Genomic DNA, 12955 nt, shown 5'->3' with positions numbered 1-12955 from the left:
ATCACAGTTTGCCGCGAAAGCGGCAAACTGACCTGAAAAGTACCGGCGATTGCCGCAAAAGTCTCTTCTCGAAACCGGCTTTGGCAGCTTCAATTAAGCAACCAAAAGAAAACATTATTTTAACAAATGGCCAGCTCCACGGCCTGAAAAATGCCGATGACGAGGAAGACCCGATGAAACCAGAAGACTTTCGTGCCGACAGCAAACGCCCGTTCACCGGCGCCGAATACCTGAAAAGTTTGCAGGACAGCCGCGAAATCTACATTTACGGCGAGCGCGTGAAAGACGTCACTACGCACCCGGCGTTCCGCAACGCCGCGGCGTCTGTCGGTCAGCTGTACGACGCGTTGCACGATCCGGCCAGCCAGGATCGCCTGTGCTGGAACACTGACACCGGCAACGGCGGTTACACCCACAAATTCTTCCGCTATGCCCGCAGCCCGGAAGAGATGCGCCAACAGCGCGACGCCATCGCCGACTGGTCGCGCCAAAGCTATGGCTGGATGGGGCGCACGCCGGACTACAAGGCTGCCTTCGGCTGCGCGCTGGGCGCTTATCCGGAGTTCTACGGCCAGTTCGCCGACAACGCGCGCCACTGGTACAAACGCATTCAGGAAACCGGGCTCTATTTCAACCACGCCATCGTCAACCCGCCGATCGACCGCCATAAGCCGGTCAACGAGGTGAAAGACGTCTACATTCAGGTGGAGAAAGAGACCGACGCCGGCATCATCGTCAGCGGCGCCAAAGTGGTGGCCACTAACTCGGCGTTGACCCACTACAACTTCATCGGCTTCGGTTCGGCGCAGGTGATGGGCGATAACCCGGACTTCGCGCTGATGTTCGTGGCGCCGATGGACGCCGAAGGGGTGAAGCTGATTTCGCGCGCCTCCTACGAGCTGGTGGCCGGCGCCACCGGATCGCCGTTCGACTACCCGCTCACCAGCCGCTTTGACGAGAACGACGCGATCCTGATCATGGATCATGTGTTGATCCCGTGGGAAAACGTGCTGATCTACCGCGATTTCGATCGTTGCCGCCGTTGGAGCACCCAGGGCGGTTTCGCCCGGCTGTTCCCGCTGCAGGCCTGCGTGCGCCTGGCGGTGAAGATGGATTTCATCACCGCGCTGCTGCAAAAGAGCCTCTCGTGTACCGGCGTGCTGGAGTTCCGCGGCGTGCAGGCCGATCTGGGCGAAGTGGTGGCCTGGCGCAATCTGTTCTGGTCGTTGAGCGACGCGATGTGCGCCGAAGCCACTAAATGGGAAAACGGCGCCTACCTGCCGGATTCCGCCGCGCTGCAAACCTACCGGGTGATGGCGCCGATGGCCTACACCAAGGTGAAACACATCATCGAGAAGAACGTCACCAGCGGCCTGATCTACCTGCCGTCCAGCGTGCGCGACATGAACAATCCAGAGATCGACAAGTACCTGGCGCGCTACGTGCGCGGATCGGACGGCATGGATCACGTCGAGCGCATCAAGATCCTCAAGCTGATGTGGGATGCGATCGGCAGCGAATTCGGCGGCCGTCACGAGCTGTATGAGATCAACTACGCCGGCAGCCAGGATGAGATCCGCCTGCAGTGCCTGCGCCACGCGCAGGGATCCGGCAACATGGATCGCATGATGCAGATGGTCGACAAATGCCTGGCCGATTACGATCAGCACGGCTGGAAGGTGCCGCACCTGCGGAACAATGACGATATTAATCAGTTGGATAATCTGCTGAAGTAATTCAGGAGGAGGTTGTATGTCTCAGGAAAATGAACAGCGGTTGCGCTTTCGCGATGCCATGGCCAGCCTGTCGGCGGCGGTGAATATCGTCACTACCGATGGCCCGGCGGGGCGCTGCGGCATCACCGCCACGGCGGTGTGCTCGGTAACCGATACGCCGCCGACGCTGCTGGTGTGCATCAATCGCAACAGCGCGATGAACCCGGTGTTTCAGGAAAACGGCAGGCTGTGCGTCAACGTGCTCAACCACGAGCAGGAGCTGATGGCGCGCCACTTCGCCGGCATGACCGGCGTCAGCATGGAGGAGCGTTTCCGGCTGGAAGAGTGGCAGCTTGGCGCGCTGGGGCAGCCGGTGCTGCGCAATACCCTGGCCAGCCTGGAAGGGGAGATCGAACAGATCCAGAGCATCGGCACCCACCAGATGTACCTGGTGCAGATCAAGCAGATCGCGCTGAGCGAAGCCGGCAACGGTCTGATCTACTTCAAGCGCAACTTCCATTCGGTGATCCACCCGATGGCGGTGCCGGCCTGAGGCGTTGGGGCGCAGCAGCCTGCGCCCCGCGTTTCAACTCTTGTTGGCTGCCAGATCGCTCACCAGGCGGTTGACCGGATCGCTCATGTTGGTGAACTTGCTCAGCTCTGAGCGCGTCACCACCACGAACACCCCGACGTTTTTCGCCGGAATCATTGCCATGTAGGTAATGAATCCGCCGCCGCCGCCGGTCTTCTGAATGATGCCCGGCAGCCCGTCTTTCGGTGCCATATACACCCAACCCAATCCCAGCGCATCCGCTTGCCCCGGCACGTCCATGCCCTTCAGCGACACCAGATCGTGGCGCTGGAAGTACATGGTTTGCTCGCTGGCGGCGGTGGCTTTGCGCGGGCCGCTGGCGCTGGAAGAGAGGAACTGCTGCATCCAGCGCTGCATGTCGCGCGGGGTCGAGTAGACGCCGCCGCTGCCGGCTGCGGCGGTGGTGTCGCGGCAGGCGCTTGGGCCGGCCGCCGCCACCATCAGGCGAGAGCACTGTTCGGGGCTTGGCGTCAGCGTGGTGTCGACCATGCCGAGCGGCGCGGTGATTTTCTCTTTCAGCAGCGCGTTGTAAGGCTTGCCCGCGGCGCGCGACAGCGCATCGGCCAGCAGGTCATACGCCAGGTTGGAGTAGGCGGCGTGCACCCCCGGCGGCACCGTGACGTTGGCGTGCGCCAGCCACTGCCAGCGCTGGGCCTTGGTCGGCCAGGTGAACACCGGCGTTTTCGGCGGCTTCTTGCCCGGCTGCTCGCGCGGCAGCGAACTGGTGTGGGTCGCCAGGTTCAGCAGGGTGATCGGTTGGCCGGCGTTGTAAGCCGGCACATAGGCGCCTTTGGGGGCGTACTTGCGCAGCGGGTCGGTCAGCTTGACCTGGCCATCCGCCGCCATTTTCACCATCACTTCGCTGGTCATCAGTTTGGTGATCGAGGCGATGCGGATCAGGGAATCCGGGCGCGGGCGCAGGTTGTTGCCGGGTTTGGTGTCGCCAAAGCTGCGGTTAACCACCTGATTGCCGTCGATCACCACCAGCGCCATGCCGGTGGCGCCGCTGTTGTAGAAAATATGTTCGGCATACTGGTCGACGATTTGCGAAGCCAGCTGCGGGGGCGTGGCCTGCACGGCCAGCGGCGCGGCGCACAGGCCCAGCGCCAGCAATAAAGCGGAGACAGAGTTCTTCAACGGTCGTTATCCATTTAACAATGCAGCGGGAAAGGGCGTCATTCGTCGCCCAGTGTAATGCGCCCAGGCCCCGGCTGCATGTAGAAAAAAGAGCGGTGACGATAAAATTTTTTAACCGCCGGCGGCCTACTGCGCACGGGCGAAAATGGCGATCACTTCGTCCAGGTGCGCCTTCATCGCCTTGCGGGCGCCGCGCACGTCGTGCGCTTCGATCGCTGCCAGGATCGCCCGGTGTTCCAGTTCGGAGCGGTGCGGCATATCGTCCGGCGTATAGTGGCGCTGCAGCACGCGGAACATGCTGCCGTAGCGGTGGCCGAGCAGGTGGCCGATGATGAACGCATAGGCCGGGTTGCCGCTGGCCTGGGCGATGCGGATGTGGAACAGCCGATCGCCGGGGTGGGTGGCGGAACCGGCCCGGTTATCGCGGCAGTTCTGCTCATAGGCGGCGCGGATGCCCGCCAGTTCTTCGTCGGTGGCGTGGCGCGCGGCCAGCGCGGCGGTTTCCGGTTCGATCAGCAGGCGAGTTTGCAGCAGAGAAAACGGCGGCAGCTCGGCGTTGAAATCCAGCTCGATGTTCAGCTCGTCGTCGATCTCCGCCCACTGGTTGCGGCCGGCCTGGGCCATCACCGGCTCCTGCGACGACGCCAGCGGCGTTGGCGAGCGCACGATCACCCCGTTGCCGACCTTAACGTCCACCAGGCCGATCACTTCCAGCGCGATCAGCGCCTCGCGCACCGACGCGCGGCTGACCTGCAACTGCTGGGCAAGATCGCGCTCCGAGGGCAGGCGGCTGCCCGGCGGAAATTCGTTGTTTTCGATAAGACGTTTGAGCTGATCAGCTATCTGTCTGTAAATTCGTGGGTTTTCCAGTCGGGTAATCGGCATTTTTGACCTTTGACGATTCGGCGTTCAGTGATTTGGCGCACAATTATGCGACAAGGCGCTTGAGTAATCGTTATTCAAGTGTAAAAAAATGGTTAATTGAAATGCGGTTTCAAGGCTGTTTTATTAACTTCTTCCCCCAACGATAACGCGTAAAGCGTCTTTTGTCATGTTAGAGGCCTGACCTTTAATCGCCCTTAGTGGCCTGACCATTAGACCTTTAGGCCGAGGAGTCAAGATGGATTTAACCGGGAAACGCGTACTGATCACCGCCGCTGGGCAAGGGATCGGATTCACCACCGCCAGGCTGTTCGCCGCCGCCGGCGCCGAAGTGATCGCCAGCGACATTAACCTCGAGCGCCTGCAGGGCTGCGCCGGGATCCGCGCGCTGACGCTGAACGTCACCGATCCGGCCGCCATCGCGGCGGCGGCGGAAGCGATCGGCCCGATCGATGTGCTGTTCAACTGCGCCGGCGTGGTGCACAGCGGATCGATCCTCGATTGCAGCGAAGATCAGTGGGCGTTCGCGCTCGATCTCAACGTGACCGCGATGTTCCGCATGATCCGCGCCTTCCTGCCGGGCATGTTGGCGCGCGGCAAAGGCTCGATCATCAACATGTCCTCGGTGGCCTCGAGCGTGAAAGGGGTGCCGAACCGCTTCGCCTACGGCGCCAGCAAGGCGGCGGTGATCGGCCTGACGCGCTCGGTGGCGGCGGATTACGTCACCCAGGGCATCCGCTGCAACGCCATCTGCCCCGGCACGGTGGAATCGCCGTCGCTGCGCCAGCGTATCGCCGAGCAGGCGCGCGAGCAGGGGCGCAGCGAGCAAGAGGTGTATCAGGCGTTCGTCGCCCGCCAGCCGATCGGGCGCATCGGCACCACCGAGGAGATCGCCCAATTGGCGCTGTATCTGGCCTCTGACGCCAGTTCATACACCACCGGCACGGTGCAGATCATCGACGGCGGCTGGAGCAACTGAACCGTCATTTTTGAGAGAGGAAGGCATGAAACTTTTACGTTACGGGCAACCCGGGCAAGAACGCCCCGGCATGTTGGATGCGCAAGGTCGCCTGCGCGATCTGTCGCAGCATATCGCCGACGTGGGCGGCGCCGCGTTATTGCCGGCATCGCTGGCCAAACTGCGCGCGCTGGACAGCGCCGCACTGCCGCTGGTCGAAGGGCAGCCGCGCCTCGGCGCCTGTGTCGGCGGCATCGGCAAGTTTATCTGTATTGGCCTGAACTACGCCGATCACGCAGCGGAAACCGGCGCGGCTATCCCTGAAGAGCCGGTGGTGTTTAACAAATGGACCAGCGCGGTGGTTGGCCCCAACGATCGGGTGGAGATCCCGCGCGGTTCGCAGAAAACCGACTGGGAAGTGGAGCTGGGCGTGGTGATCGGCCAGGGCGGGCGCTACATCAGCGAAGCGGACGCGATGCGCCACGTCGCCGGCTACTGCGTGATCAACGATGTCTCTGAACGCGAATATCAAATTGAGCGCGGCGGCACCTGGGACAAGGGCAAAGGCTGCGACACCTTCGGGCCGATCGGTCCCTGGTTGGTCACCGCCGACGAAATCGCCGATCCGCACAGCCTGAATCTGTGGCTGGAGGTGGACGGCAAGCGCTATCAGGACGGCAACACCAGCACCATGATCTTCCGCATTCCGCAGATCGTCAGTTACCTCAGCCGCTTCATGAGCCTGCAGCCGGGCGACGTGATCTCCACCGGCACGCCGCCGGGCGTCGGCATGGGGCAGAAACCGCAGCCTATCTATCTGCGGGCGGGCCAGACGATGCGTCTGGGCATTGAAGGGCTGGGCGAACAGCGCCAGCAAACCGTACAGGCTTAACCGGGAGCGCTGCCATGACCACCATTACCGCACTGCGGGTTGAAGACATTCGTTTCCCCACGTCGCTGGGGCTGGACGGATCCGACGCCATGAATCCGGATCCCGACTATTCTGCCGCTTACGTGATCCTGGAGACCGATCGCGCGGATCTCAGCGGCCACGGGCTGACGTTCACCATCGGCCGCGGCAACGAGATCTGCTGCGCGGCGATCCGCGCGCTGGAGCATCAGATCGTCGGCGAACGGCTGGAGACGATCGCCGACGACATGGGCGCCTTCTGGCGGCGCTTCACCAGCGACAGCCAGCTGCGCTGGATCGGGCCGGACAAAGGCGCTATTCACCTGGCGACCGGCGCGGTGGTTAACGCGGTGTGGGATCTGTGGGCCAAATCGGTCGGCAAACCGGTGTGGCGGCTGGTGGCGGAGATGACGCCGGAGGAGCTGGTGCGCTGCATCGACTTCCGTTACATCACCGACTGCATCACGCCGCAGGAAGCGCTGGCGCTGCTCAAGCAGCGGGCCGAGGGCAAAGAACGCCGCCTGGAACAGCTGCTGCAGGAAGGGTATCCCTGCTACACCACTTCGGCAGGGTGGTTGGGTTATCCGGACGACAAGCTGCGCCGCCTGTGCCAGGAGGCGGTCGACGCCGGTTTCTCCTACCTGAAACTGAAGGTGGGGCGCGATCTGGAAGACGACATCCGCCGGGTGCGCATCGCCCGCGAGGTGATCGGCCCGGATCGCCGGCTGATGATCGACGCCAACCAGGTGTGGGAAGTCGATGAAGCCATTCCGTGGGTGAAGCATCTGGCGTTCGCCAAGCCCTGGTTTATCGAAGAGCCGACCAGCCCGGACGACGTGGAAGGGCATCGCCGCATCCGCGAAGGGGTGGCGCCGGTCAAGGTGGCCACCGGCGAGATGTGCCAGAACCGCATCATGTTCAAGCAGTTCATCATGCGCGGCGCGGTGGACGTGGTGCAGATCGACGCCTGTCGCCTCGGCGGCGTCAACGAAGTGTTGGCGGTGATGCTGATGGCGGCCAAATACCAGTTGCCGGTCTGTCCGCACGCCGGCGGCGTCGGGCTGTGCGAATACGTGCAGCACCTGTCGATGATCGACTATCTGTGCATCGCCGGCACCCACGAGGGCCGGGTGATCGAGTATGTCGATCATCTGCATGAGCACTTTGTCGATCCTTGCGTAATCAAGGGCGCGGCCTACATGCCGCCGAGCCGGCCCGGCTATTCGATCGAGATGCATCCGGCGTCGATCGAGCAGTATCGGTTCCGCGGGTGAGGCAGGGGGATCCCATGCTGCGCATCGACGCTCACCAGCACTACTGGCGCTACCACCCGCAGCACCACCCGTGGATCGACGAGCAGATGCGCGTGCTGCGGCAGGATTTTGGGCCGACCCAGCTGCGGCCGCTGTTGCAGGCGCACGGTTTCGACGGCGCGCTGGCAGTGCAGGCGCGTCCCAGCGAGGAAGAGACGCTGGCCCTGCTGGCGCTGGCTGAGCAGAGCGAGGGCGTATGCGGCGTGGTGGGGTGGCTGGATATCTCTTCGCCACAGCTGGCGCAGCGTCTGGAGGCCTTGCAGCCTTATCGCGCGCTGCGCGGGGTGCGCCATCAGGTGCAGGACGAGGCGGAGCCGGCAGCCTGGCTGGCGCGGCCAGAGGTGGAGCGCGGCATCCAGACGCTGCAGCGCGCCGGGTATGTATACGAGATCCTGGTGACGCACCGGGATCTGGCGGCCGCGGCGGCGTTCGCCGCCCGCCACGACCAACACTGGCTGGTGTTGGATCATCTCGGTAAGCCGGACGTGGCGCGCGGTGCGCGGCACTGGGCGCAGCAAATCCGGCCGCTGGCGGCATTGCCGCACGTGGCCTGCAAGCTCTCGGGGCTGATCACCGAGGCACCGGGCGGCCGGTGGCGGGCGGAGGAGCTACTGCCGTTCTTCGCCGCCGCGCTGGAGGCTTTCGGCCCGCAGCGGCTGATGTTCGGCTCCGACTGGCCGGTGTGCCTGTTGGCCGGCGACTACCGTCAGGTGGTGCAACTGTGCGAACAGGCGCTGTCGACGCTGGGGGCCGCCGAACAGGCGGCAATTTGGGGCGGCACCGCCTGGCGAATTTACGGTTTAACGGAGTCTGGTTATGGATCTGTATCTGCAAGATAAGGTGGTGTTGGTTACCGGCGGCGGTTCCGGCATCGGCGCGGCGATTTCTCATGTGCTGGCCGAAGAGGGAGCGATTCCGGTGCTGGTCACCAACGCCGCGCCGGAGGCGGCGCTGCTGGCCGATTTGCAGCGGCTGCAGCCGCGCACCGAGGTGATCCTCACCGAATTGTGCGACGAGGCGGCCTGCCGCCGCGCGGTTAGCCAGACGCTGGCGACCTTCGGCCGCATCGACGGGCTGGTGAATAACGCCGGGGTCAACGATGGCGTCGGGCTGGAGGCGGGGCGCGAGGCGTTCGTCGGCTCGCTGGAAAAGAATCTGGTGCACTACTACCTGATGGCGCACCTGTGCCAGGCGGCGCTGCGGGAGAGCCGAGGCTCCATCGTCAACATCGCCTCCAAGACCGCGCTCAGCGGGCAGGGGGGTACCAGCGGTTACACCGCCGCCAAGGGCGCGGTGCTGGCGCTGACGCGCGAATGGGCGGTGTCGCTGCGCCATGACGGGGTGCGGGTGAACGCGGTGGTGCCGGCGGAGGTGATCACCCCGCAGTACCAGCGCTGGCTCAACACCTTCGCCGAGCCGCAGCGGCAGATGGAGAAAATCACTGCGCGCATTCCGCTCGGACAGCGCATGACCACGCCGCAGGAGATCGCCGATACCGTGGCGTTTCTGCTGTCATCGCGGTCATCGCACACCACCGGGCAATGGCTGTCGGTGGACGGCGGCTACCTGCATCTCGATCGGGCGCTGACGTGAGCGGCGCGGCGGCTGGGCGGCGCCGTTTCTGCCAGGCGCTCGATCTGATCGACTCACCGGCGCTGATTGCGGAGTACCAGCAGCATCACCAGCGCATTTGGCCGGGCATCGCCGCGCATTTGCGCGAGCACGGCATTCTGGAGATGGAGATTTACCGGTTGGGCACCCGGCTGTTCATGATCGTGGAGGTCTGCGCCGACTTCGACGCCGCGCGCTTTGACGCCGCCAGCCTGAACAACCCCGAAGTACAGCGATGGGAAGCGCTGATGTGGCACTACCAGGCCGCCACCCCCTGGACGCCGCAGGGCGAAAAATGGGTGGAAATGACGCGGATTTTCTCTCTGCAACAGCAATAACGCCGACATCAACATCGCTAGCCGATACGAGGATATCACCATGCTTGCTGAAAAAAGCGCGGCCTCCGCGCAGCCGGGCGTCCCCGTGACCGCCAACCTGCGCTGGGCCTTTATCCTGGTCACCAGCCTGTTCTTCATGTGGGGGCTGTCCTATGGCCTGCTGGACGTATTAAACAAACATTTTCAGGAGACGCTGCACGTCACCAAGGCGCAGTCGGGGCTGCTGCAGGCGGCCTATTTCGGCGCCTATTTCCTGGTGGCGCTGCCCGCCGGCTATTTCATGGACCGCAAGGGCTATAAGGCGGGCATTCTGGTCGGGCTGTGCCTGTATGCGCTGGGGGCGCTGCTGTTCGTGCCGGCGGCGTCGGCCAACAGCTTCGGCGTGTTCCTGTTCGCGTTGTTCGTTATCGCCAGCGGCCTGGGCTGCCTGGAAACGGCGGCCAACCCTTACGCCACGGTGCTGGGCGACGCGCAGGGCGCCGAACGGCGGCTGAACCTGGCCCAGTCGTTCAACGGCCTCGGGCAGTTTATCGGCCCGCTGATCGGCGGCACGCTGTTCTTCTCCGCCAGCCAATCCGCCGGCGGCGGCGATCAGAGCGCGGTGAAGATGACCTATGTGGCGATCGCCGTGCTGGTGCTGCTGATCGCGCTGTTGTTCAGCCGCACCCGGCTGCCGGCGATCCGCGAAGAGGAGAAACCGGTGCACGGCGTGATAGCGCAGGGATTGTGGCAGCATCCGCATTTCGTCGGCGGGGTTATCACGCAGTTCTTTTACGTGGCGGCGCAGGTGGGCGTGGGGGCATTCTTCATCAACTACGCCACCGAGCACTGGCGCGATGTGTCCAACCAGAGCGCTTCTTACCTGCTGTCGATCGCCATGATCTGCTTTATGGTCGGGCGCTTCTTCAGCACCTGGCTGATGGGGCGGGTCAAGCCGGCGACGCTGCTGGCGGCCTATGCGCTGATCAACATCGCGCTGTGCGGCGTGGTGATGCTGAGCGTCGACGGGGTGTCGGTGGTGGCGCTGATCGCGGTGTTCTTCTTTATGTCGATCATGTTCCCAACCATTTTCGCCCTGGGGGTGAAAAATCTGGGCAAGCACACCAAACGCGCCAGTTCCTTCATGATCATGGCGATCGTCGGCGGCGCCATCATGCCGTACTTTATGGGGGCGCTGGCCGACCGCTACAGCACCGCGCTCTCTTATCTGCTGCCGCTACTGTGCTTCGCGGTGGTGCTGGTTTACGGCCTGCGGCAGCGCCGCGCCTGATTCAACCCGGCGGCGAATCGGCCTTCGCCGCCGTTGTCAGCGTCTGTGGGCGCGTTCGCATCAGGATCGCCAACGCCAGCAGCAGCACCATGCCGGACAGCGCACCGTTTATCGTCAAGCCTCCGGCGTCCACCACCAGCCCGCCCGCCAGCGAACCGCAGGAAATCGCCAGGTTAAACAGCGCGATATACAGCGAAGAGGCGACCTCGACCGCGTCGGGCGCCGCCTTGAGCATCCACGCCATCAGCGAAACGGAAACGCCGCCGTAGGCGATGCCCCACAGCAGGAGGAAGGCGCCGCCGCTCATCGGCGCGTGGCCCAGCAGCGGCAGCAGCAGGACGGCGAGCGCCAGCCCGAGGGCGATCAGCGCCAGGGTGCGGCGCAGCCGTTTGGCGGCGGCCTGGCCGGCGATGAAATTCCCGATGATGCCGGCGACGCCGTAGGCGAACAGCAACGGCCCCATCCAGCGGCCCTCGATGCCGGCAACCGTCTGCAGCAGCGGGCGGACAAAGGTGTAAGCCATAAAGTGGCCGGCGACCAGCAGAAACGTCAGCAGCAGCCCGGTCAGCAGCCGGCGATTCGCACGCTGCGCGGTGAACGACCGCCAGCTCACCGCCTGCGTGACCGGCAGCGGTGGCAGCACGCACAGCAGCAGCAGCAGGGTCAGCGCCGCCAGGACGGCGACGGCCAGAAACGCCAGGCGCCAGCCCAGCGCCTCGCCGAGGAACACCCCGAACGGCACGCCGAACACCGAGGCCGCCGCCACGCCGCCGAAGATGATCGACAGCGCCAATCCGACGGAGGCCGGCGGCACCAGACGTTCCGCCAGCCCGCCGGCGATGACCCAGATACCGCCGATGCAAAAGCCCAGCAGGATGCGAGCGGCGAACAGCAGGGCCATGGAGGTGGCGGCGGCGGCCAGCAGGTTGGCGGCGATCAGCAGCAGCAGAAAGCCCACCAACAGGCGGCGGCGATCCGTGCGCCGGGCGCCCAGCACCACCAGCGGGGCGAACAGCGCGGCGAACAGGGCTGGCAGAGAAATCAGCAGCCCCGCGCGGCCGACCGTCGCGTTCAGCGTGCTGACGATCGGGGTCAGCAGCCCGACGGGTAGCATTTCTGCGGTAACGACGGTGAAGGTGGACAGGCCGATGGCGAAGGTCGCCAGCCAGGGTTTTGCGCCGCCGTCGGCGTGTAAGGCATTCATAAGGATCCTCCCAGCAGATGAATAACCTCAGTGTATCCGCGCCAAAATGGCTGATAAACTGGCCTTGATGCGCAATATTGGGGACAAAACGTGGCTAATTTACCGTCTATGCCGTTGGATAACCTGACCGATCTGCTGGTGTTCATTCGCGTCGCCGACGCCTGTAGCTTCACGCTGGCGGCCGAGAGGCTGGGCATCTCCCGATCGGCGGCGGGCAAATGCGTGAACCGGTTGGAGGAGCGACTGGCCACCCGGCTGCTGCAGCGCACCACGCGCAGCGTCAGCCTGACCGAAGACGGCGCGGTGTTTTACGAATATGCGCAGCGCATCCTGTCGCAGGCCGAAGAGGCGGAAACCGCGCTCAATACGCGGCGGCAAACCCCGCGCGGGCGGCTGCGGCTGGATTTGCCGGTCGCGTTGGGGCGGTTGCATATTCTGCCGATTTTGCGGGAGTTTTTGGCGCAGTGGCCGGAGGTGGACGCCGACGTCAGCTTTTCCGATGATTACAGCGATCTGGTGCGCGACGGCATCGACGTGGCTGTCCGCGTCGGCGGCAGCGACGACAGCCGGCTGGTGCGGCGGGTGCTCGCGCCGCATCGTCTGATCACCTGCGCTGCGCCGGACTATCTGGTGCGGCACGGTACGCCTGCGAAACCGGAGGCGTTGGGCGATCACCAGACGCTGGTCTTCAGCCATCAGGGGCTGCCGGCGCCCTGGCGCTATCGGGTCAACGGTCAACTGCACGAACAGCCGGTGCGCGGCCGGATGCGTTTCAACAACGTCGAGGCCTTGCGGGATGCGGCCGTCGCCGGGGCCGGCCTGTGCCAGGTGGGGGCGTTTCTGGTCGGCGAACAGATTGCGGCCGGCACGCTGGTACCGGTGCTGGAGCGCTATTGTCGCCCAGGGCCGCCGATCTGCGCCGTCTATCCCAGCCGGCGCCACCTCTCCCCCAAGGTGAAGCTGTTCCTCGCGGCGATCGAACAGCGCTGGCAGGGCAAGGCGATTTGGGAAACCGCTTAGCGCGG

Annotated in this window: 13 protein-coding genes; 10 read left to right on the top strand and 3 right to left on the bottom strand. The window is 64.4% G+C overall.

Annotated elements, in window-relative coordinates:
* Nucleotides 1–173 precede the first annotated feature (173 nt).
* Nucleotides 174–1736, top strand: a complete 1563-nt coding sequence (gene hpaB, locus GKN89_RS13125) for a 4-hydroxyphenylacetate 3-monooxygenase, oxygenase component (protein ID WP_019454961.1) — start codon at nt 174–176, stop codon at nt 1734–1736.
* A 16-nt stretch (nt 1737–1752) separates the two neighbouring features.
* Entirely contained in the window at nt 1753–2268 is a 516-nt protein-coding gene (gene hpaC, locus GKN89_RS13120; RefSeq protein ID WP_154747139.1) for a 4-hydroxyphenylacetate 3-monooxygenase, reductase component, read from the top strand.
* A 33-nt stretch (nt 2269–2301) separates the two neighbouring features.
* On the opposite strand, the gene ampH is transcribed toward hpaC, so the two are convergent.
* Complete coding sequence (gene ampH / locus GKN89_RS13115; RefSeq protein WP_154747138.1) at nt 2302–3444, bottom strand: D-alanyl-D-alanine-carboxypeptidase/endopeptidase AmpH; 1143 nt, start codon at nt 3442–3444, stop codon at nt 2302–2304.
* A 126-nt stretch (nt 3445–3570) separates the two neighbouring features.
* Complete coding sequence (locus tag GKN89_RS13110; protein ID WP_154747137.1) at nt 3571–4329, bottom strand: FadR/GntR family transcriptional regulator; 759 nt, start codon at nt 4327–4329, stop codon at nt 3571–3573.
* Nucleotides 4330–4564: 235 nt separating this feature from the next.
* Here GKN89_RS13110 and GKN89_RS13105 point away from each other — a divergent pair, with 235 nt between their 5' ends.
* The 7 genes from GKN89_RS13105 to fucP are packed head-to-tail and all read left to right on the top strand — an operon-like array spanning nt 4565 to nt 10726.
* Nucleotides 4565–5305, top strand: a complete 741-nt coding sequence (locus tag GKN89_RS13105) for an SDR family oxidoreductase (RefSeq protein ID WP_019454965.1) — start codon at nt 4565–4567, stop codon at nt 5303–5305.
* Nucleotides 5306–5330: 25 nt separating this feature from the next.
* The gene (locus GKN89_RS13100; protein ID WP_063918109.1) at nt 5331–6176 is read left to right on the top strand and encodes a fumarylacetoacetate hydrolase family protein; all 846 of its coding nucleotides are present in this window, start codon (nt 5331–5333) and stop codon (nt 6174–6176) included.
* A 14-nt stretch (nt 6177–6190) separates the two neighbouring features.
* Entirely contained in the window at nt 6191–7468 is a 1278-nt protein-coding gene (locus tag GKN89_RS13095; RefSeq protein WP_154747136.1) for an L-fuconate dehydratase, read from the top strand.
* 14 nt (nt 7469–7482) lie between these two features.
* Nucleotides 7483–8346, top strand: a complete 864-nt coding sequence (locus GKN89_RS13090) for an amidohydrolase (RefSeq protein WP_154747135.1) — start codon at nt 7483–7485, stop codon at nt 8344–8346.
* Entirely contained in the window at nt 8324–9100 is a 777-nt protein-coding gene (locus GKN89_RS13085) for an SDR family oxidoreductase (protein ID WP_154747134.1), read from the top strand. Before GKN89_RS13090 ends, GKN89_RS13085 begins: the two co-directional genes overlap by 23 nt.
* Nucleotides 9097–9456: an L-rhamnose mutarotase gene (locus GKN89_RS13080; protein WP_063918113.1), complete on the top strand. Its 360-nt coding sequence runs from the start codon at nt 9097–9099 to the stop codon at nt 9454–9456. The genes GKN89_RS13085 and GKN89_RS13080 overlap by 4 nt, the downstream gene beginning before the upstream one ends.
* 40 nt (nt 9457–9496) lie before the next feature.
* Nucleotides 9497–10726, top strand: coding sequence for an L-fucose:H+ symporter permease (fucP, locus tag GKN89_RS13075; protein WP_019454971.1), 1230 nt, complete (start codon nt 9497–9499; stop codon nt 10724–10726).
* 1 nt (nt 10727) lies between these two features.
* On the opposite strand, the gene GKN89_RS13070 is transcribed toward fucP, so the two are convergent.
* Entirely contained in the window at nt 10728–11930 is a 1203-nt protein-coding gene (locus GKN89_RS13070) for an MFS transporter (RefSeq protein ID WP_154747132.1), read from the bottom strand.
* Between the two features lie 108 nt (nt 11931–12038).
* Between GKN89_RS13070 and GKN89_RS13065 the strand changes: the two genes are divergently transcribed.
* Nucleotides 12039–12950, top strand: coding sequence for a LysR family transcriptional regulator (locus GKN89_RS13065; protein WP_063918116.1), 912 nt, complete (start codon nt 12039–12041; stop codon nt 12948–12950).
* Nucleotides 12951–12955 lie beyond the last annotated feature (5 nt).

This window comes from Serratia sp. YC16 (genome assembly GCF_009707615.1).
GTDB classification, from domain to species: domain Bacteria; phylum Pseudomonadota; class Gammaproteobacteria; order Enterobacterales; family Enterobacteriaceae; genus Serratia; species Serratia surfactantfaciens.
This window is presented reverse-complemented; position numbering and strand designations above follow the sequence as displayed.